Annotated in this window: 18 protein-coding genes; 4 read left to right on the forward strand and 14 right to left on the reverse strand. The window is 36.5% G+C overall.

Annotated elements, in window-relative coordinates:
- Nucleotides 1-510: 510 nt before the first annotated feature.
- The gene (locus AC4G3K_RS12885) at nucleotides 511-4,029 is read left to right on the forward strand and encodes a bifunctional 2',3'-cyclic-nucleotide 2'-phosphodiesterase/3'-nucleotidase (RefSeq protein WP_491133546.1); all 3,519 of its coding nucleotides are present in this window, start codon (nucleotides 511-513) and stop codon (nucleotides 4,027-4,029) included.
- Between the two features lie 57 nt (nucleotides 4,030-4,086).
- On the opposite strand, the gene msrA is transcribed toward AC4G3K_RS12885, so the two are convergent.
- The 14 genes from msrA to AC4G3K_RS12955 all read right to left on the reverse strand — a co-directional run bounded on the left by msrA (nucleotide 4,087) and on the right by AC4G3K_RS12955 (nucleotide 19,076).
- Nucleotides 4,087-5,046: a peptide-methionine (S)-S-oxide reductase MsrA gene (gene msrA / locus AC4G3K_RS12890; protein WP_491133547.1), complete on the reverse strand. Its 960-nt coding sequence runs from the start codon at nucleotides 5,044-5,046 to the stop codon at nucleotides 4,087-4,089.
- A gap of 337 nt (nucleotides 5,047-5,383) precedes the next feature.
- Nucleotides 5,384-6,118: a DUF2238 domain-containing protein gene (locus tag AC4G3K_RS12895; RefSeq protein WP_491133548.1), complete on the reverse strand. Its 735-nt coding sequence runs from the start codon at nucleotides 6,116-6,118 to the stop codon at nucleotides 5,384-5,386.
- Between the two features lie 160 nt (nucleotides 6,119-6,278).
- A complete protein-coding gene (locus AC4G3K_RS12900) occupies nucleotides 6,279-7,505 on the reverse strand; it encodes a glutathionylspermidine synthase family protein (protein WP_491133549.1) in 1,227 nt (408 codons plus the stop codon).
- Nucleotides 7,492-7,953, reverse strand: coding sequence for an RNA helicase (locus AC4G3K_RS12905; RefSeq protein ID WP_491133591.1), 462 nt, complete (start codon nucleotides 7,951-7,953; stop codon nucleotides 7,492-7,494). The genes AC4G3K_RS12900 and AC4G3K_RS12905 overlap by 14 nt, the downstream gene beginning before the upstream one ends.
- Before the next feature lie 19 nt (nucleotides 7,954-7,972).
- A complete protein-coding gene (locus tag AC4G3K_RS12910) occupies nucleotides 7,973-8,371 on the reverse strand; it encodes a DUF350 domain-containing protein (RefSeq protein ID WP_491133550.1) in 399 nt (132 codons plus the stop codon).
- Between the two features lie 23 nt (nucleotides 8,372-8,394).
- Nucleotides 8,395-8,730, reverse strand: coding sequence for an aminotransferase yhxA (locus tag AC4G3K_RS12915; RefSeq protein WP_491077254.1), 336 nt, complete (start codon nucleotides 8,728-8,730; stop codon nucleotides 8,395-8,397).
- A 310-nt stretch (nucleotides 8,731-9,040) separates the two neighbouring features.
- Nucleotides 9,041-10,033: a hypothetical protein gene (locus AC4G3K_RS12920; protein WP_491133551.1), complete on the reverse strand. Its 993-nt coding sequence runs from the start codon at nucleotides 10,031-10,033 to the stop codon at nucleotides 9,041-9,043.
- A gap of 592 nt (nucleotides 10,034-10,625) precedes the next feature.
- A complete protein-coding gene (locus AC4G3K_RS12925) occupies nucleotides 10,626-11,573 on the reverse strand; it encodes a hypothetical protein (protein WP_491133552.1) in 948 nt (315 codons plus the stop codon).
- A gap of 690 nt (nucleotides 11,574-12,263) precedes the next feature.
- Nucleotides 12,264-13,256 carry a hypothetical protein gene (locus AC4G3K_RS12930; protein WP_491077252.1) on the reverse strand — a complete coding sequence of 331 codons (993 nt, stop codon included), beginning with the start codon at nucleotides 13,254-13,256 and terminating at the stop codon, nucleotides 12,264-12,266.
- A 520-nt stretch (nucleotides 13,257-13,776) separates the two neighbouring features.
- Nucleotides 13,777-14,568 (reverse strand): hypothetical protein, encoded by a 792-nt coding sequence (locus tag AC4G3K_RS12935; RefSeq protein ID WP_491133553.1) that lies wholly within the window; start codon nucleotides 14,566-14,568, stop codon nucleotides 13,777-13,779.
- Between the two features lie 17 nt (nucleotides 14,569-14,585).
- Nucleotides 14,586-16,217 (reverse strand): T7SS effector LXG polymorphic toxin, encoded by a 1,632-nt coding sequence (locus AC4G3K_RS12940; protein ID WP_491077250.1) that lies wholly within the window; start codon nucleotides 16,215-16,217, stop codon nucleotides 14,586-14,588.
- An 18-nt stretch (nucleotides 16,218-16,235) separates the two neighbouring features.
- The gene (locus tag AC4G3K_RS12945; RefSeq protein WP_491133554.1) at nucleotides 16,236-16,505 is read right to left on the reverse strand and encodes a DUF5344 family protein; all 270 of its coding nucleotides are present in this window, start codon (nucleotides 16,503-16,505) and stop codon (nucleotides 16,236-16,238) included.
- A 15-nt stretch (nucleotides 16,506-16,520) separates the two neighbouring features.
- Nucleotides 16,521-16,907, reverse strand: coding sequence for a YwqH-like family protein (locus tag AC4G3K_RS12950; RefSeq protein ID WP_491133555.1), 387 nt, complete (start codon nucleotides 16,905-16,907; stop codon nucleotides 16,521-16,523).
- 420 nt (nucleotides 16,908-17,327) lie between these two features.
- On the reverse strand, nucleotides 17,328-19,076 hold the full coding sequence (locus tag AC4G3K_RS12955; RefSeq protein ID WP_491077247.1) for a solute:sodium symporter family transporter: 1,749 nt from the start codon (nucleotides 19,074-19,076) through the stop codon (nucleotides 17,328-17,330).
- Nucleotides 19,077-19,427: 351 nt separating this feature from the next.
- On the opposite strand from AC4G3K_RS12955, the gene AC4G3K_RS12960 reads away from it, so the two are divergent.
- From AC4G3K_RS12960 to galE, 3 genes are all read left to right on the forward strand, one after another.
- Nucleotides 19,428-20,417 carry a LacI family DNA-binding transcriptional regulator gene (locus AC4G3K_RS12960; RefSeq protein ID WP_491077246.1) on the forward strand — a complete coding sequence of 330 codons (990 nt, stop codon included), beginning with the start codon at nucleotides 19,428-19,430 and terminating at the stop codon, nucleotides 20,415-20,417.
- A 204-nt stretch (nucleotides 20,418-20,621) separates the two neighbouring features.
- A complete protein-coding gene (locus AC4G3K_RS12965) occupies nucleotides 20,622-21,812 on the forward strand; it encodes a galactokinase (RefSeq protein ID WP_491133556.1) in 1,191 nt (396 codons plus the stop codon).
- Nucleotides 21,809-22,801, forward strand: a complete 993-nt coding sequence (galE, locus tag AC4G3K_RS12970; protein ID WP_491077244.1) for a UDP-glucose 4-epimerase GalE — start codon at nucleotides 21,809-21,811, stop codon at nucleotides 22,799-22,801. Before AC4G3K_RS12965 ends, galE begins: the two co-directional genes overlap by 4 nt.
- The last annotated feature ends 20 nt before the right edge of the window (nucleotides 22,802-22,821 follow it).

The raw sequence follows: 22,821 nt of genomic DNA on the forward strand, positions 1-22,821 counted from the left end.
CGAGTGCTATTATTTATTTCTTTAATCAAGGATATAAATATAGGCACTTCCTATACGGAGGGTTTTCGGAACCTTGATTCGGAGGCTTCCGATTTACTTATGGTGTAACTGGCAGGAACATTCTCTGCTATCTCAATATAAATTGAGTTACAGTTTCGAACATAAAAGAGATCAGGTTTAATAGCTATGACCTCTTTTTTAGTCTGATCTGATACTTTTTTCCCTTTATAATTATTAATCATCATCTTAATAATAGACAGTTCCTAGTCTTCTTACATTGAATATCTACCACTCTTTCACTTCTCCCTACAGCATAAATGTAAGCACTTCTAAATTACCTATACATTTAAAAAAACTAAGTCATGCTACCTGTTTTTTTATCTAGTCAACTTTATTTTATGGTAGTATTTACCTGTTATTCTCTTTATCTATCCTTTAATTAGAATATATTTGATATATTTGTAAGTGGAGTCTAAAAATTTCAAAAAATACAAAGGATAGGTGCCTAGTATGAAACTATGGAGCAGTAATAAAGGTCGAATCGTTGTATCAAGTACACTGGCAATCGTCTTGACAGCAACCACTTTTATGGCAAGTGAAGCAGGAGCCACCAAGCATAAGCCACACAAACCTAAGGAACAACCACAGGTTAATCTTCGTATTATGGAAACGACAGATATTCATACTAATCTTCTAAGCTATGACTATTATAAAGATAGCACTGCTCCTAAAATAGGATTAGCCAAAACAGCTACTCTTGTAAAGAAAGCACGTTCAGAAGTAAAAAATTCCGTATTAGTTGATAATGGCGATCTTATTCAAGGGACACCTCTTGGCACATATAAAGCAAAAATCGATCCATTAGAAAAAAGAGAAACACATCCAGCCATAAAGGCTATGAATATCATGGATTATGATATAGCAACTCTTGGAAACCACGAGTTTAACTATGGGTTAAAGTATCTGAACGAAGTATATAATGACGCTGATTTCCCGGTCATAAATGCAAACGTATACATTGATGATCATGATAAAAACCCACGCAATGATGTTAATAAATTTCAGCCGTATAAAATCGTTAACAAAAAAGTAAAAGATCAATCCGGAAAAACGAAAATCATTAAAATCGGTTATATTGGATTTGTTCCACCACAAATCAACGAGTGGGACAAGGTTAATCTTGATGGCAAGGTCATTACAAAGGATATTATAGAAACAGCTAAAAAATATATTCCGATCATGGAGAAAAAAGGCGCTGATGTCATCATTGCTATGGCTCACTCCGGCTTTAGCGGAACTAGCAATAATACGGAAGATACTGTATATGCTTTAAGTAAAGTATCTGGTATTGACGCGATTACATTTTCACACACACATAAAGTATTCCCGGCAAAAACAGTTGCTGATTTAGATGCCTTATTTAAAGATTCTGCAGGAAACCCTCTTCCTGGTGTTGATAACACTAAAGGAACCATCAATGGCGTGCCTGCTGTGCAAGCAGGGTATGGTGGCGCTGCACTTGGGATTATTGATTTGACTTTGAAACAAGTAAAAGGTGAATGGGACGTATCCAAATCTCAATCCTCAACAAGGGGTGTCGACGAGTCCGTACAACCCGATAAATCGATTGTTCGTGCTGTTCAAAAGGATCACGAAGGCACATTGAAATATATTAATACGCCTATCGGTACCACTACAGATGACATTTACAGCTATTTCGCACTGGTTCAGGATGATCCATCTGTTCAGGTCGTTACGAATGCACAAAAATGGTATGCAGAAAAATACATCGAATTAAATAAACCTGAATTAAAAGATCTTCCTATTTTATCGGTTGGCGCTCCATTTAAAGCAGGCCGAAACGGTGTTGATGAGTTTACAGATATTAAAAAAGGCGATTTAACCATCCGAAGCGCTGGTGATTTATATCTTTATGACAATACATTAAAAGCCGTTAAAATCAAAGGCTCCGTTGTAAAGGAATGGATTGAAATGTCAGCAGGTAAGTATAATACAATAGACCCTGCCAAAACAAGTGAACAAGAACTATTGAACCCTTCCTTTGCGGTCTATAATTTTGATGTCATCGATGGTGTCAATTATCAAATTGATGTGACGAAGGCTCCAAAATATTCGGCAAATGGTACACTTATCAATCCTGAATCAAGCCGTGTTGTCAATCTGGAATACAATGGAAGCCCGGTTGATCCGAATCAGGAATTTGTCGTTGTCACAAACAACTATCGCGCAGGCGGCGGAGGTAACTTCCCTGGATTAAAAGGCAGTGAACTTGTCATTGATTCAGCAGATGAAAACCGTCAAGTTCTAATGGATTATATCTCTGAAGTAAAAGAAATTACACCAACAGCTGACCGCAACTGGTCTATTGCTCCTATTTCTTCTGACGTGAATGTCACATTTACGACTTCACCAAAAGCCGAAGAGTATATCACAGATGAAATACCATTCACGTACACCGGTAAAACAGATTCTAAAGGCTTTGGCATCTTCAATATCGATTTAAATCGTGGTATCAATGTTCAGTTATTGGGATTAAATGATTTACATGGTCAGTTGGATACTGTCACTAACGTTGGAGAATTACCAACAGGTCCGATTTCATATACGGCTGCTGCACTAAAGCAAGAAGAAGCTAAAAACCCCAACACATTTCTGGTACACGCAGGAGATATGATTGGAGGAAGCCCATTAGTATCTGCTTTGTTTCAAGACGAACCTACCATTGAAATTTTAGAAGAAATTGGATTTGATGCAGGTACGTTCGGCAATCATGAATTCGATGAGGGAATTGATGAACTAAAACGGATGATGAATGGCGGCGATCATCCTAAAGGAAACGCTGACTACGACGGAATGAACTTCCCATTAGTTGCTGCCAATGCTTTTGATACAAGGGATGGCCAATTAATCACTAAACCTTATACTGTCTTAGAGGCTGAAGGCAAGAAAATTGGTGTGATTGGCGTCGTAACCCAGGAAACTCCTACTATGATCGTTACAAAAGGGAATGAATCGTTAAAAATCACAGATGAAGTAGCTGCCATCAACAAGTATACAGAGGAAATTAAAAAACAAGGCATTGAGGCCATTATCGTACTGGCCCATAATCCTGCAACACAAACCGGCTATACAGATTCCTTTGATGCAAGCCGGATTGCAGAGCAGATTGATGATGAAGTCGATGTTATTTTCGCAGCGCATAATCATGTAAACGTGAACCGCGTTGTTGATCAAAAATTAATAGTCCAAGCTTACTCCTATGGAAATGCTTTCTCTGACGTGGATCTCGTCATTGATCCTCTAACAGGCGATATTGTCAGCAAAACAGGGGAAATTAAAACGGTTTATCAAAAGGACTATTCTCCGGATCCTAAGGTAACAGCTATCTTAAAAAAATACGCTGACAGAGTAGAACCAATCAAAGCACAAATAATTGGCCAGAATACGGCTTCTCTTGAAAAAAGTTATCCAACTACAACTAGAGAACTCAGTGATATCGCCCTTGGAAACTTGATTGCCGATGGTATGAAGGCAGCCATGGATTCAGATTTCGCCTTAATGAATGGCGGCGGTGTACGCTCTCCACTAGATGCGGGCGAGGTGACATTTGGAGATTTATTCGCCATCCAGCCATTTGGTAATGTATTAAACAAAGTAAAGCTTAGCGGAGCTGACTTAGAGGTTATTTTAAATGAGCAAATCACAGCAAGAGGGTTAGATTACCACGTATCCGGCTTTAACTATACGTACACATATGATGACCTATCAAAAACAGGGAAAGTCGTCGATATCCTCTTACCTGATGGCAGTAAAGTAGATCCGAATAAAGAATATACAGTTGTCATTAACAACTATATGTATGGAAATATCAGCACGAGCTTTGGTAAGCTATCGACAGACATGGAAGTCGGTCCAGTCGATTTAGATGCGACCGTTGATTATGTTAAAACCTTATCTTCTCCGTTTGAATATAAAGTAGAAGGCAGGATTCAGAAGGTAAGTGAATAAATGATAAAAGGACTGCCAAATCCGTACCAACGGATTTAGTGCAGTCCTTTCTAATCTTTACTTTTCAAATAAACTTAAGTATTGTCCGTATCCCTTTTCCTCTAACTGATCAACCGGGATAAATCGGAGCGCTGCGGAGTTAATACAATAGCGAGCTCGGTCCGGACCTGGTCCATCATCAAAAACATGTCCCAGATGTGAATCTGATGTTTTGGATCTCACTTCAATTCTTCTCATCCCATACGAAGTATCAAGCTTTTCTTCCATTTCCTGTCTTTGTATCGGTTTCGTAAAACTAGGCCAGCCACAGCCGGCATCATATTGGTCAAGAGAGCTAAATAAAGGTTCACCCGAAATGATATCTACATAGATTCCCTCTTTCTTATTGTCCCAATACTCATTCTGGAATGGCGGCTCAGTCGCATTATTTCTTGTGACCTCATATTGGATTGGTGTTAATTCTGCCCGCAGCTGCTCATCACTCTTCGTATTCTTCCAATTCTCCCTGATAAAACGAGCTCGGCCGGATCCCTCTTTATAGAGATTGTAGTGAAAAGGATTCTTCTTATAATAATGCTGATGCTTCTCTTCTGCCCTGTAAAACGGCCCCGCTGGAAGGATCTGCGTTACAATATCCTTCTGAAAGCGTCCGCTTTCGGCCAGCTCATTCTTTGAGCTAATAGCTAAACGGTGCTGCTCTTCAGTATGATAAAAAATCGCTGTCCGATAAGATTGACCCCGGTCATTAAATTGCCCTCCGGCATCCGTTGGATCGATTTGCTGCCAATACTGTTTAAGCAATGTTTCATATGACATTTTTTCAGGATCATATGTGATTTGAACCGCCTCATAATGGCCCGTAGTATCACTGCAAACCTCTTCATAGGTGGGGTTCTCTGTATGACCGCCGGTATAACCCGATACCACATTTATAATGCCAGGCTGTTCATCGAACGGGGAGACCATGCACCAAAAACAGCCCCCCGCGAAAGTTGCCAGTTCCAATTGATTACCCATTTGGCTCACTCCTTACTATGCTATATTTTTTTCAGAAAATAATTCCCTACTATCTTTCCAACCCCACTTCCTTCATATTCAAACCAATGGGGTGTTCTAGACAACTCTTGATTTCATTCTTATGTCCATTCACACCAATAAAATAAGGGCATTGCAAAGCAGAAAGTTTCTATACCTTTTGCTTTGCAATGCCCCACAACCTCTATACTTTTTTCATACTCAGCATGAAAACCGCTTCGAAAAAACTGTTGCTTTGGCCCTCGACGTATACGCCAATTTAACTAAGCACTTTTCTCTTAATTCCATGAAGTATTCATAGGTGGGTTGATCATTTGTATCATGAGCCAGTCTTTACTGATTCATTCCATATCTGCGTGTCTTCATTACTTTCAACTTCACTTTTTTGCCGCTTCTTTAGATTAATATACCCAATTGCTGTGACAGTAAAGGCGCCGAGGGCATCTACAATGATATCCCCCATCGTATCCATAACAGCATTCCTGCCAATCATGACAACCCCTTCTCCTGTAATGAATTTTTGCATGTTTGTCCCTAATACTCCATCTGCCACAAACTCATAAATTTCCCAAACAGCTCCACAGGTTATAGCAAAACAAAAGGCAAATAAGGTCACAAAAAAGGGACTTAAATCAATGGTTTTCTTGGTATCGTTAAGGTAATTGACAATGACAAATCCTAAAGCCCCCAACATACCTGCACTAAAACAATGTAGAATTGAATCCCAGTATGGAATCTTATAATAAAAATTGCGAACCTCGCCAAGATAGATTGCACAAAATAAAAATATAAAATACATGATTTCCATAATATCAGGGATATCGATGCGAAAGCGATGCTCAAGTTGGGATGGAAGGAAAATGACAATACATCCTGTAAAACACTGCAAAATCATCAGTACATAGTCGCTTTTTACTCGATCATATTCATTTTTGGCAATGCCTGACGGAGCATTAACCATCATATATATGGCATAAATGACTGATATCGCGAGTAGCAGAAGAACCACTCTAAAAATCCAGTTTTTTCTTTTCTCATATTTTAGATATTCCATTCTAATTCACTCCTCCCTCATATTTTAACCTTTCTTCTCTGTAAGTGGTATGGTATTTAGGCACCGGGAGATATAAGACTATAGACATTGGAAATTAAAAGACCAAGGAACCTCCTCAAAAGGTATTCCTTGGTCATCAAAGGTATACAAGTATTCTATCTCAATCACCTATTCCAACAGGAAGGTAATAGGAAAGATTATCGGTAATAATACCCCCAACCCTGAAGCCGAAGGCAGAAGATTTCCCGTTAAGCAGGAAGCTCCCCAAGAGCAGCCGACCTTCCTGATGCCCCTTTTCGCTTTGAAAACCCACCACAGGCTGCTCGACATAAAGCTGGTAAACCGAGGTATATGCAGTGTATGATTTTTGAGTATCTGCATACTTTAATCGGCCATCTTCCTGAAAAATTTCTACTGTGTCACCCTCACGCCCAAATGCTGGCTTTTTTACATAAGGTAAACGTTTATCCAAAAAAGGACCGGCTTCAAGATACGAAGGCAGGAAATAATCCTCAATCCATTGATGCTCCAGGTCCGTGAAAAAGGGGTGCATCTCTTCATGCAACCCCCAAATGACAACCTGAACCGCTTTGTTTTGCAGTAAAAAAGCTGATGGTGGATTCAGGATGGAAAGCTTCCCTTCTTCCACCAGCTCAAGCATCCACAAGCCGATGGGATTCCCCGCATCATCCTGATCCAATATGGCATTCTCAATTGGAAAAGTCTGCCGATAGAGGATATCAATCCTGACTCCATCCTCATCGAATAGCCCCACGCCTCTTTGGATTTGTAACTTATGCAGCGGAGTGAACTTAGATGAGGGTACAGCATGTTTAAGGTACTGAACTGTTTCTCGATCCTCGAGATTATCCTCATGAGCAGTGAACACAATATGCGGAAATCTTCCTTTGCTGCTTTGGCGGATACTATCCTGAACTGCCTTATACAACTGCGCGTCCAAGCCTTCATTGGGATTCTCTACACGAAACTCACTACAAATCCTCCCGTTTACATAAAATAACTCTTTAATAAATGTCGGAGTATCTGAATTAATCTCGATACACTTATATCCTTCTCCGAACGGAATAAGATCCAGTCGTGCGATTACACTCTCGACTGGTAGAGTTTTAAGCCTTAAAAAGGAAAGCGTCTCTTTAGGAAATCCCATATCAAGAAATGTTTCATCAGGAACTTTTCGCAACAGCGAGGCTGTTTTCAAGAATATCTTGCCAACCCGTTCAGTGACCAAGCGAATATGTGCTGCCTCTTGCCGGCTTAACAACTTCATATCATACAAGGCATATTCCTCGCCATAGAGATCTGCCCAAAAACTTTCTATGTTTCTATAAAACTGTTGTCGTCTTTCATGGTACTTATTCGTCAACATCACTTATCTCCTTGACATAAATCACATAGACGCCACGATCCTCATCAACCTCAGTAGACGCCACGAGCATCTGCCCGGAGCCCGGTACATCCACAATATCCTTCAAGAGATAACGCAGGACATCATAATGAGCATCGCAAGGTATGGAGGAAAGCAGCCGGTAGTTTTCCCGTAATTCAGGGCTTCGAAATTCAATATGAATTCCTTGACCGCGGTAGTTTGTTTCTTTCTCGCCCTGCAAGTTCCTCCCTGTTTCTTTAACCACAAGGATTTCCTCTTCACCAGCCATTTCATTTGATGTAAGCTCATATTGCGTTCCTCTTGCAATAAAATATGTGCATAGCTGTCTGGCATAGCACTCATCTACGCCAACTGTCGGGAGGTCATATTGGTAAAATGGTTCATAATCTCCATTGCCTCTATCGAGATAATACGTTAATTGCTTCATCTCCACTTCCCTGCCTCATCTAATAAGATAAACATTTTGCTAAAATTAACCCAATTGCCAGCGATAATGAGACCAACATAATACCTACTGCCTGATTATCCTCCTCAATTGCCTGATGAATACTAAAGCGGATCGTAAGAACTTCTGCGAGTAAGAACACAACAATTTGTGAAATAATCCCTATAACTCCCCAAATCATCATATCCCTGAGTGATACAGAATATTCAACTGCTGCCCCAAGCACAATCGCTAGCCCGACGATTTTACCGCCGAGTGACATAGCTGCTGTTGAATTCTTTTCGGCAATCAGCCTAAATTCCCTCAGCTTAGGCGTAGTAATGATAAATAAAGCGATCCCTACAACAAGTAATAAAAATGCTACTCCCAAGTACGATAGGAAATTAACATATAAATTCATATAAATCCTCCCTTTCCATTAGCTTAACCTCCAAATACTTTCGTTCCGCTCCCAAACCCTGAACTTGCCTTAATCCCTCCCTTAAAAGAAGAGCTGTTTTTATAAGATTGATAGGTATCATTATTCAAAAGTGAACTTTTGTTCCTATAGTATGTACCGCCATAGTAATAATGGCCAAAATGACTCGATCTATCATCGTCACATTCCCATACACCGTCTTCATCATCCCAGTCCCAATCCCTACAGTCTTGATCAGTGGGCTTTGGAGGAAGGTCCGCATTTGTTGTACCGCATCTGACCAGACCAATCGTTAATGCAGTTGCAGTCACACCAATCATGATTTTCTTGGTTTTATTCAAAATTATCACCCCTTTTCCTTTTTTATTATATTTTACTAAATAATCCCAATAAATAGTATAATAGTTGGTAAAAGAATTTATATATTCTCTTAATTAAGCTTGCTTACTTATGCAGAACCATTGCTTACGGATATAATCGGTATACGTATGCTTGAGCTAATTTCTTGGCTTCTTTTTTCAAACAATCATTAAAAATTCATGCACTGATAACCGCTCGACCAATTCTAAATAAAAAAGCCTCTAAAACATGTATGTCTTAGAAGCAATTCCAGTGGTCTTTATAATGGTTATGAATTAATTTGTAATTCATCTATTTAACATCTTTTAACAGAGCACTTTTTCTCCTAAAACATGCTAGAAATGATAAAAATAGAATCATTATTTCACTTTGAAAAATATTGATTTCTACTGCCAAATAACTGTCATATGACCAGTTGCTTTTATTGATAAATAATAACAGCATAAAAACTATTAACAATATATTACTTTTTATAAAAAATGGAACTCCTCTTTTAAATAAGAAAAGCTTGTTTACCATCCTATTTTCTTTTGAATTAAGGTAAGCCGTGAAAAAATTTCTTATATGATCCTCTATTAACTGTAAATACTGCTTACTTGTGGTACTCGCTATTGTTACTTCATCATTTCTTACATTCTTGTATTCTATAAACCAAACATAATTCTTTCCTGTAAAGAAAAATTCTGTAAAATTTATACGATTATCATATGCAAATATAATAGGACTAGCCTTTTGTTTATTATCTTTAAAATCTCTTAAAAATTCCTTAATGGGCTTTGCTCTTTCTTCTTCCATTAATTTATCTATCTCTGTTACTATAAAATGATCAAGTTCCTTTTTAGTCATTGCATGAATTTGATCATAGAAATTAGTATCTATATTTAGTGCATATGGTGTTTTAGAATCTACTTGTTCATCCTCTAAACCATAAAACTCTCCTAATAATCTTGATAAATCTGATTGAAAAGGCTGGATAAAAAAAGTATGATTATTATCATTAATCATTTCAATTAGTAATTTTTCATTTAAAGGAGCATATAAAATAAGGTACTTATCCTCAAATTTGCATACAATTTTCTGTTTTGCTTTAACTATGTATTTTACTATCTGTCCTAAATCTTCTAATAAGCCGCTTCCCCTACTAGACGAACTTAATATTTCTTTTAATTCTTTACGATCTAAATATTCCATACCAATTTCTCTGGCCTTTTTTTTGTAACCTGCTCTTGCCAATCCCCTTATCAAATCTTGTGTAGTAATAGTGTTCCTAACTTGTTGCTCCATTATAGCTCCTCCTCATGTAAACAGAGTAAACTTAAGTATCCGATACCAATTGCGCACAATGCTTAGTTTTCATCCAATCATATCGATCTAGCTCCGATTATCACTTAATCAAAAACAGCTATAAGTCCCACTATACTCCACATAAGGAATAGAAAGAATACCGTAGAAAGAACTTTTCTAATGATGAAAGGAAATGACCTGAATATTGACTGAACATAATAATTTATACCAGACGTTATTATATATGCATATTGAAATAGATAGTCAAAGAATCCCCTTTGCTTCTCATACACATTTGCTTCATATAGTCTAATCACTATAGTTTGTGTAAAAATTGAGGCAAAAGCATACATGCAATTGAATGATAATATTATAAAAATATACGTACTTGGTATAGGCATGAAACTATTTAAAAAGAGAGCTATTAAGGTAAAACCAATTATCACTATTATTAGAGCACTAACCTTTTTCATAATAAGCCACTTCCTAACTAATCTTTGTATTCCTACCTAATAGCATTGTATTTTATTATTTACTCCATACTTTTGTTCATCCCATCATTATTTTGCTGACTTTGTTTAGTTGTCTGCCATTAAATGCTCTTAGGACGAAAACAAGCGATGAGTGTAATAAATAAGATCAATACCTCACTAAAGAATCCAAATAGTTCATAAAAATCTCTTCCGTCATATACCCAGCTGTTCCTGTTAATATATATCGCCAACATAATTATAACGAGCACGATATTACTCTTTACAAAAAAGGGAAAGCCCCTTTTTAAAGAAAAGAATTTATCATTTAGTTTTGTCTTTTCACCTTCAAAATCTGTAAAAACCTTTCTAATCAGATCCTCAATCATTTTAAAATAAGCTTCCATACTGACACTATGAATAATAATTTCATCTGCTTTAACATTTGTATAATCTATCATCCATATGCATTTTGAACTTGGAACAAAAAATTCCATACTTAAAACTCGGCCTTTTTTTGTAAAGGCAATAGAATTAATCTTTTGTTTATTAGCAGCAAAGTCTTCAAGGAAATGCTTTGCTGAAATTTCGGAATCATTTTTATGTATAAATTCAACCAACTCTTCCTTATTCATCTCATGGATACGGTCATAATTGCTTATATCCATAGCAATAGCTGTTTCATATAGATCTACCTTGGACGTGTCTTGTAAGCAGTAAAAATTAATAATGAATTTATAAAAGTCTTCTCCTAGATCCATTATTGAGAAGGTATGACGGTTATCCTCAATGATTTCGGTTAGTATTCTATCTTGTTTAATAGAATGAATGATTAATATCTTGGAGTTATTCTCAAAAATGATAGAATGATGAGATTCCCCTAAATATTGTATAATTCTATTATCATCTGTATGGTGATTTTGTACATCTACCCCATTGATTTCAGGCTTTCTTACTCCTTTATGTAAATACCTTTTTGAAATTTCCTTTGCTTTCTTTCTATTTCCTGTTTGAGTAAGTAATTGAACTAACTCTTCTGTGGAAAGACTGAATTCATTTTTATCGGCCATTTTATCTCCTCGCTAACAAAAGATTCCTTACAATGTTTCCGGGGTGAATTACCATATACAGCTTATATTCATATCCATATCTATAGATTGCCTTTGTCTAATACCATTAAAGGGATAGGATAATTAGTAGAAATATAAGTACTCAATCGAAAATCCCCGAAATAAAAGTTATTAAAAACAGATGGGCTCCACAAAACAGACCGGCAAATAATTTATTTAGAATAATTGGGATTCGATTAAATATAATTTGTACATGATAATTTATCCCAGAAAGAAATATAGCTATATATTTAAATGTATAGTCTAACAGCCCCTTTTTTTCTTCATAAACATTAATTTCATATAGTCGAAGTATCAGTGTTTGCATAAAGATAGAAACAAAAGAAAATACTAAATTCGTAATAAAAATTAAATAAATGTACGAACTTGGCAAAGGGATACCTCCCCCTGTTATCAACCCAGCAGGGATGCTACATAAAAGCACAGCGAATAAAAAACCAATATAATTATCCATGTAAGTATCACATCTTAATTGGTGAGTTCATAGTTTCAATTTAATGAATCATTGATACAGCATTAGCCTCCCCATCATTAACTCGCTCAACCATTCTTAGTCAAAAAAAGCCTCTAAAACTTTAAATGTCTTAGAAGCAGTTCGTGTAGTATTTAAAATAGTTTTGAATTAAGTTATTAATTTAATATCTTTAATTTGGCTTTCTCCCTGTGAAAACATGCAAAGAATGATAAAAACAGAATTAAAATTTCACTTTGAATAACAAGGAATATTAAGGACGTATCACCATCATATGCCCAACTATTTTTATTTATTAAAATAAGGGCTACACAAACAATTACCAAAGCATTACTTTTAGCGAAAAACATAAGTCCCCTTTTAAATAAAAACAACTTGTTTCTGACCCTATTTTCTCTCAATTTGAGGAAATCAGTGAAGAACTCTTTTATAAGCCTCTCAACCTTTTGCAAATATGCGTTACTGCTAATACTGGATATTGTTAATTGCTGTTTCTTTATATTTTCGTATTCTACAAACCATATACAATCTATCCCTGGAACGAAAACTTCAGTAAAGTTTATACGATTGTCATTTATAAAGACAATTTGATTTACCTTTTGCTTATTAACTTTAAAATCTCTTAAAAACTTTTTTGTTGGTTTGGCATTTCCATCTATTATTAGTCGATCCACTTTTTCCTCAATAAATTCTTCTAATTCTTTTTCAACCACAGTATGCATTAAATCATAAAAACTGTAAGTAACTTTTATACTACGAGAAGTTTCCGATTCATCTTTCTCAGTATCTAAACTATAAAATTCACTTAGTATTTCGGACAAATTTGAACTTAGGGGCTGAACGATAAAGGTATGCTTTTTATTATCAATCATTTCAACAAGTAAATCTTCATTTCTAAATGGATAAAAAATAAGTTGTCTTTCATTTAGTCTACATTTAATTTTCTGTTTCGTTTTTGTACTAGCTATGTATCTCATAATATACTCTAAATCTTCCGATATATTTACCTGACCTGAAACACTAAGCACTTCATTTAGTTCTTCTGATTGTAAAAATTCCTCGCCAATTTTTTTAGCCCTTTTTTTATAACCCAATCTTACCATTCCAATTATTAAATCTTGTGTAGAAATAGTGAAGCTATCGTGTTTCATTGTATGTTCCCCCTCAATCAACAACCTGTCCAAACAAAAGATTATTCAAAATCTATTCGTTGTTAATCCTTTAGACTAAGCTTGATATCCATCTCAAATAATTTTTTTAATCGAAAACTATCATAATCCAGCCTATAATCCACATTAGAAATAGAAGAAAAGCAATAGATATCACCTTTCTAATTAAGAAGGGAAATGAACTAAATGTTAGCTGAGCGTAATAATTGATACCAGATATTATGATAGCGATATATCGAAATAGATGATCAAAAAATCCTTTTTGTTCTTCAAACACATTTGCTTCATATAAACCTATCACCATTCTTTGGGAAAATATTGAACCAAAAGCAAATATACTATTACAAGATAGTATTATGAAAATATACGTACTCGGAACAGGCATGAAGCCATTCAAAAACCAAGCCAATAATGTTAAACCCATTAATACAGATATAAAAGCACTTATCCTTTTCATATATGCCACTTCCTAGTCTATGGTTTCCTAACTAATTGAACTGTTTTATATATCAAAAAAGTTTAATATCTGGTTGTTAATTAGGTTAAAATAATTATCCTTATATGTTGGAATAACATAAACTTCTTTATTCATAATTTCACTATAATCAAGATGCCATATATGATATTTGTTCGGAAGCATGAAGAGAACTTGTTTTAAATCCATCTTATCCCCAATATAATCCATTTCCATAAAGGTTAAATTGTCGAATTGCTGATTATTGCATTTAAAGTCCTCTAAAAATTCTCTTAAATCGTCGTCTAATCTATCATCTTTTATCATATTTTCTAATATTAAGGGTTCCAAATTATGTAATTCATTATACAGATCCTCGGACAAGAACATTGTCTTTTTTTTCTTCAAAAAATTATTATTTGTTTTAACTACTCTAAAATGCCTTCTTAGAAATTGTTCAAACCCCTGTTTGTTCCGTTTTTTAGTAAAATAGTGAACCTGATTTTTAATTTCCTGGATTAACACATTATCCTTATCTATACAGTGAATAAAGAGAACATGCTCATCTTTAATACATCTTACTTTTCTAGTAGATGTCATTAATAAATGTAAAAGATCTTCTACTTCAGAAACTAATAATGTAGACCGAGATTCATCTAAGTAACCTTTACCTGCGAGAGTAGACCCAGTATACTCTATAAAACGGTTAATAGTCTCTTCATCATTATTACTATTTTTTATGTTAAGGATAAAATCACTTGCAATATTTTTATACCCACATAAGGCTAAAGCAGCAGCTAATTCATTGGTTGATAATTTTACAGAGTTAACTTGAATCAATTAATACCCCTCCCAAATCAATTAAATAATCCTGATACAAAATCTCCTGCATTGGACATTTTATCTTTCAAGGCACCACCGGTTTTATTTGCTGCTTCTTTTAAATCGTCAACTTTATCTTTTACAGCACCACCAGTCTTTTTAGCTATATCTCGTGCATCTTCATACGTATCTTCAACCCATTTCCCTGCTTTCTCGCCATTATCTTTTACCGTATCTTCAAGTTTAAAGGAAGCAACTATTCCAACCGCCGCTCCTACGGCTCCTCCAATGACAGTACCCGGTCCTGGGATAATTGAACCTAATGCTGCTCCTGCGCCTATTAAAGCCGCAGTTCCAGCATCTAGCCCTATTCCTGCAGCTGCTCTTCCTACCTTTTCAAAATCAGATTTATACTTATTCTTATCACTCATTAATTCTCCAGCATTGGTTCCAATTGAGAACACAATTCCTGCATACGGTAATTTTTTTATTAATGCTTTAAATTGATTAACATCTGTAAATTGGCTCAGTGTCGCTTTAATATCGAATGGGAATGCCTTATATGCATCTAGAGCACTATCTGAGTACTTAGCAATTGATCCACCGAATAAATCTTTATAGTTAGCCGTATTTAAATGTGGTTTTACTCCAATTAACGCTCGCAAGACTCTACTCGGAGCATTGCTAAATTTCGAAAAATAATTTTGTATAAAAGATACTGAGCTGTTACTGCCTTTCTTAAGGATTCCATGAATGATTTCGGCAAGTTGGGAATTATACTTCCCTTGACTGTTTTGTTTCCAATCCGGATGTGCACTAATTTTAAATTTACCGTTACCACTTTTCTCTAAAGTAAGTGCCTTTGAGAGGAGTACTGCTGATGCTCCAGCTGCCTTCAAAATTTCTGTGCCGCCTTTAAATTTCCCCATTTTATCAAGCCAATCAGCGACATCTCCTATCACTGTTGAATCGCCTTGTTCTACGGATAACTCTACAGCTGAATCAATCAGTTCATTGAGTGTGTCATTCTTTGCAAAATAATTATTGATTTCCGTGATGGTGTTTTCATTAATAACCATCCCTTTACTGGACCATGTTTTAATCTTTTTAATGAAAGAGGATATGTCTTGTAGATCCTCCAAAGATTTTTTTAGTTCCTTTACACTTTGCTGGTCTAATTCATTGAGGTCTTCTATTGTAGATTTACTTTGAAGTCGTGTGGATTCTATGGAGTATTGTATAGAAGAAGTTACTAGAGGAGAAGCACTGACTAAATCTCTAACTCCATTAAAGTCTTGATTAATATCCTCTATAATTTCGTCTGTCATCCTTTCAATTTTCTTTAAGCCTTGTTCTACATCATGTTCGATGAATTCCTGATTTATTAGGCCATTCTTATCCTCATAATTTAGTATGGAGTCCTTAATCTTATTAAGCTGTTTTGTGTATTGATCCAGGAATTGATTAATCAATAGGACAGCTGGTATATGTAATACTGTAAAATGCTCTCTGATTGCATTTCCCATCTTGCCATCAATAAACTCTTTCGAATCACTTATCTTGTTGAGTGAATCTCTTAAATCAAGAATTTGTTTTTTTTCTTCTTTCTTCTTCTTAATTGAAGTATCAAGCTCAGAAAGAACTTCATTAACATTCAGTACCTTCAAGGCATAGGCCTCCTAACTTTATGAGTTTTTACGGGCAAGTTCTCGATCTGTTTCAAGCAAATCCTCGATACTGGATCTTGCAGTCAGCTCGCTATCGCCTAGCATAGCTATATAGTTTTCTATTATCTGATAATATTCCACTTCAACTTGTTTAATCTTATTAATTAGATCCATCTTACTTTCTGCAAATTGAATATGCGGGTTTGTTTTATCAAGAGATTCAATTTTGCTTTTCAAATCATTAAGAATAGAATCTGTTCCACTTTTTTCAACATGGATTTCATGCATCCTTTTACCTCCTTGCTATGTTTCTCTCAACAGCTCAATTCTTGACCTTTTACTTGATATTGAATTGTTTAAATTTCGATTAATAGCATTGTAATGCTCGATTTCATCTCTAATTCTATCTAACATATCTTGAATATCTTTATTGCCAACCTTCATGTATACGTTCTCTATATCATCTCTTTTCTCCATAAACTTATCAGCATGTTTGCCTTTCCAAACGCTGCCGGTAAGTTGCGGCTTATGAATATATCTTTTATTATCGAAATAGTCCTCCTGCTTATTTGATATATTCTTATACGCACGCTCCAATCGTTCTACCTTTTCATTATTCTGACGTATTTGACCGTTTATCGATGAGATTTCATCATAAATTAAGTTAATACTATGACTATTATCTTGCATTTTCTCACCTCGCCATTATTTGATTACGCAGTCTCTCGATATACCATTTATTGTCATATTTTATAATAATAAAAAACATAAAATTATGATACTAAAGTGTCACAATAACGAAATAATCGGGACTTTTTTACTAGTTAACTATCAAAGTAAATCTATAATAATCTTTGTTAATAACAATATGTATTAATAATTACGTTTTGTATTAAAGGCGATCTGTTGCCTTTCGTGCGTTCCATTAAAATTTATATATCCATAAGTTCCTACCACAAACAGTTATTGCAAGCAACACACAATTGGATAACACACATAAGATCCAGGAAATAAGACGTGTGGACAAGAACAACAAATAAGCCAACGTAAAAAATCACCCTCCTCATTTAGTTAGGAGGGTGATTTTCAAATAAAGGATTTGTAAAGATTTTATACGATTTTCTTATTAAGATCGGTTTTTTCTGAAAGTTTCGCGGCAGTTGCTTTAAACCCGAATTTCTTAGTGGTCAATAATCCGATTAAACAAATTACAGCAGCACCGGCAAGCCAAGCCCAAGTATGTACACCAAACCCTTGCTCACTGGCTAAGCCAATTTTAGAGAATACGATATAGAAAGAAATGACACAAAAGATCATTCCCCAGGCAGCTTCCTGGCGATATCTCCATGGCTCCAGATTTACAAGATTGCGACTAGGGAGAACATACGCCTCTTCCCTTGGTTTAATTTTCCCAATTACCAACATGAGCAGACAACTGATGACAAACAGGATAGCCAATTGATATAAGAAACTCATCTCCGGTTTAATAACCAATTGAAGGATCGCATACGTTGCAATAAAGAAGGTGATTGAAATCTTCGCTGCAATGGCTGGAACCCTCTTTGTTACATATCCGATAAAAATAATAGTGAAGATCGGTACATTGAAAAAGCCGTTAATGACTTGTAAATATTGAAATAATCCGCTTGGTGCATACATAATTAATGGTGCGATAAACATGGAAATCAAAGCAATGAAAACACCGAACCATTTGCCTTTCCTAACAATTTCATCGTCAGATTTATTCTTTCCTAAGGTTGGTGCATATACATTGATAGCAAAAAGGGTAGAAGCACTGTTTAAGATTCCATTAAATACACTTAATACAGATCCAAACATCGCAGCGGCAAACAAGCCGATCAACGGTTTTGGCATGACTTCTGTCACCAAAGCTGAATACATGGTATCTGGGTTAGCCCCTGTATTACCAATAATTTGAAAAGCCATGATTCCTGGAATAATTACGATAATCGGTGTAAAGATTTTCAATAAACCGACAAACATAATTCCCTTTTGCCCCTCTTTTAAACTCTTGGCAGCCAAGGCACGCTGAACAATCGATTGGTCCGTTCCCCAATAGTAGAAGTTCACCAGCAGAAGGCCAGTTAAAGCAGCTCCAAATGGGACGACATCCTGATTGGTACCGATTGCATTAAACTTTTCAGGTGTAGCCGCAACAAACTCAGAGAATCCTTGAGACATGCTGCCATCTCCTAAAGTAAGCAAACCAAAGATTGGAACTAATAAACCGCCTATGGCCAATGCAATTCCATTAAATGTATCTGAAATCGCAACCGCTTTCAATCCGCCCAGAATGGCATAGAAGAAACCGATGATCCCGATTAACCAGACCATAATCCAGATTCCTGCCCCGTAGCTGATATGAAATGTACTTTCAACATCGAACATTTGGCTTAATGCAATAGCCCCGGAATATAGGGTTGTCGGCAGCATATTTAACACATAACCCAATAAAAACAAAATAGATACTAAGGACTTAACCTGACTGTCATATCTGTCTTCTAAAAATTCCGGAATGGTTGTAATTCCTTGTTTTAAATAGCGCGGCAGCAGATAAATAGCTACTAGCGCCAAGACGAATCCAGATGTCACTTCATAAGCCATGTTGCTCATATTCCCTGCAAAAGATTGACCGCTCATGCCCACGAACTGGGTGGCATTTAAGTTTGTCAGTAGTAAGGACATTCCAATAACGCCCCAAGTCAAACTTCTGCCACCTAAGAAATAACTATCCTTAGATATGTCAGTTCCAACTTTTTCTTTCTTAAGTTTAGAAAATGTATAGTAGGCAACTACACCTGTAAAAAGAATAAATGATAGAATGATATACCACTGCACGTAAAATCCCCCTGCTGTTCAAGATAAAAACGCTTTCAGGGGTATCATAATAAATTTTAGTAAATTAATCAATTTATTTTACTAAATATTTTTCAAATAAATAACCTATCTCAAACAGAAATCCGAAAGAACATGACTATCACCCTACTTATTTAAAGAAAAATTGTCTTTCATTCTGCGGCTTTCAGACTTATTTCCTTTCCCATTCTTATACAGTAAAACGAATATATTCTTAAAGAAATTTACTAAAAAATATAGTATACTGAAAGCGCTGTATTAAACGGATATATAATTATACAAAATGTGACGTTCATTTTTAAACTAGATGTAAGGAGAGGAGGATGCGGTTCATTGGCAACGATTAAAGATATCGCAAATAAGGCAGGAGTTTCAATTGCAACGGTTTCAAGGGTTCTGAATTACGATGACTCTTTATCCGTCAGTAACGAAACAAAAAAACGCATTTTTGAAATAGCAGAAGAATTAGATTATCAAAAAAAGCCTAAGCGCAAAGCACTCACGTATAAAGTAGGAATCGTCAATTGGTATACCGAAAAAGAAGAGCTGGACGATCTGTATTATATGGCTATCAGACTGGGCGTAGAAAAGCGGTTGGAGTACCATAACATTCAATCGACTAACTTCCCCGTCGATTCTTTACGTTCCCTTCAAAACGAAGGAATCCAGGGGATTATTGCTATCGGGAAATTTAGTGAAAACCAGGCAGAGGAACTAAAGAATGTCACACAAAGGATCGTATTTGTAGATAGTTCACCCAATGACAGCCAATTTGATTCTGTGATCGTTGATTTCGAAAGTGCCACACAAAACGTCCTACACTATTTCCTAGAACAAGGACACACTAAAATTGGTTATTTAGGCGGACGAGAAATTTATAAAGATCAAACATCCGAGATTGATGATCTCAGAAGAGTTAGTTTCGAACAATTTTTAACAAAAAAAGGCCTTTACCAAGACGCTTATGTCTATGAAGGCAAGTTTTCTGTGGATGATGGGTATCATCTGATGAAACAAGCAATCAAAGATCATAAGGATGATCTCCCCACTGCTTTTTTTGCCGGAAATGATTCGATCGCTGTTGGCGCATTACGGGCACTTCAAGAAACAGGCATTCAAGTTCCTAATCAGGTTAGCATTATCGGAGTAAATGATATTAGCATTTCTAAATACATGTCCCCTCCCTTAAGCACAGTTAAGGTATATACCGAATTAATGGGTGAAACTGCCGTTGATTTGCTGCTTGAGCAGTTTACTGGGAGACATATCGCAAAAAAAGTTACCCTTGCCACACAACTAAAAATACGCAAAAGCTCTAAATAAAGCGCACATTTTTTGTGCGCTTTTTTATATAATAAAAAGCCTTAGTAAAAATTTTAGTAAAATTGTTGACGGACTTTACCAATTTTCTATACAATGATATTGGATACGCTTTCAAAAAAAGGAAACATCTTCGTATAAGACCCAAATATGGGAACTTAATTGCTACAAAATGCCTTATTTAAATGACAAAGGGAAGTGACCTTAATGGATCATCAACAACTATTATCCACATTTCAACGTGTTTTCTTAGGAAGCATACATGATAAAATCCGTACTTTTTTCTCACCCGGACGGGTTAACTTGATTGGTGAGCACACGGATTATAACGGCGGGTATGTATTCCCGGCAGCCATTACCTATGGTACATACGGTTTGGCACGAATTCGTAAAGACCGAAAAATCCGGGTATACTCACTGAATTTCAAAGAGGTCGGAATAATCGAGTTTTCTTTAGATGAACTGAATTACGACCCATCCCATCTATGGGCCAACTATCCTAAAGGAGTCATCCGCTACATAATCGATCACGGACACGAAATACCAAATGGCCTTGATATTCTCATATATGGAGACATTCCGAATGGCGCGGGTCTTTCTTCTTCTGCCTCGCTCGAAATCCTGATTGGCGTAATGCTGAATGAGGTCTTTCAAATAGGAATTGAACGCGTACAGTTGGTGAAGATTGGACAGAAAGTAGAAAACGATTTCATCGGAGTAAACTCCGGTATAATGGATCAGTTTGCAATTGGGATGGGGAAAGCAAAATCTGCTATTTTACTGGACTGCCAGACTCTTCGCTATGAATATGCCCCTTTTGATATCGCTGATCATCAAATTGTTATTATGAATACAAATAAACGTAGAGAACTCGCTGATTCAAAATATAATGAACGACGAAGTGAATGTGAAACAGCGCTGGAAAGACTGCAAAAAGTAACTGACATATCTTCGCTTGGAGAAATGTCTGTTGATCTTTTCAATCAGCATAAAGATCATATTGGCGATCCCATTATTGAAAAACGGGCACGTCATGCGGTTTATGAAAATGAACGTACAAAAAATGCCTTTCAAGCTTTACAGTCTGGCGATTTAACCCAGTTTGGCCTCTATATGAACGAATCCCATATCTCTCTTCGGGACGATTACGAAGTGACCGGACCAGAATTGGACGCATTAGTGGAAGCAGCTTGGCAACAGAATGGGACAGTTGGTGCCAGAATGACTGGTGCGGGATTTGGCGGCTGTGCGATTGCACTGGTTAAATCAGATTATATCGAACGTTTCATTCGGGAAGTCGGGGCTGCTTATAAGCAAGCCATCGGATATGAAGCAGATTTTTACGTTGCCAGTATTGGAGATGGAACAAAGGAAATTATAGAGGAGGCAATTGTATGAGCATTGTAGTTCTTGGAGGAGCCGGCTATATTGGTTCACATGCTGTATATCAGTTAATGGACGAAGGCTACGACACAGTAGTGGTCGATAATCTGCAAACGGGCCATAAGGATGCTATTCATCCTAAGGCGAGATTTTATCAAGGAGATATCCGTGAAAAGGACTTTTTAAGGGATGTGTTTACGAAAGAAAAAGTGGACGCTGTCCTTCACTTCGCAGCTTATTCACTGGTCGGTGAATCAATGGAAAAACCACTTGAGTATTTCCGTAATAATGTATATGGAACGCAAGTGTTGCTTGAAGTGATGAATGAGTTCAATGTTAAACATATCGTCTTCTCCTCTACTGCTGCTACATATGGAGAGCAAGATCGGATGCCGATTACGGAAGAAATGCCGACGAACCCAACAAATGCCTATGGCGAAACAAAACTAACAATGGAAAAACTGATGAAGTGGTGTGACAAGGCATATGACATGAAATATGTGTCGCTGCGTTATTTTAACGTTGCCGGAGCGCGCTCTACAGGGGAAATTGGTGAAGACCATCATCCGGAAACACATTTAATACCAGTTGTATTACAAGTTGCATTAGGACAGCGAGATTCCATTTCCATTTTCGGAGAAGATTATCCTACGGAGGATGGAACTTGCATCCGTGATTATATACATGTGGAGGACTTAATTGATGCTCATATTTTAGCCTTGAAGTATCTACAAAACGGCGGGGAAAGTACTATTTTCAACCTTGGCAGCAATACAGGCTTTTCAGTCAAAGAGATTGTGGAAGCAGCCAGAACGGTCACGGGCCACGAGCTTCCTGCCAAAATAGCACCGAAGAGAGCCGGCGACCCAAGCATGCTGATTGCCTCTTCCGAGAAAGCCGGGCGCATTTTGGGCTGGAAACCAAAACGGACATCCATTCAAACTATTATTGAGGATGCATGGCAGTGGCATCAGACGCATCCAGCCGGATACGAAGATAAATAAAGAGCTAAATAAATTAAAGG

The organism is Bacillus sp. z26 (genome assembly GCF_058313635.1).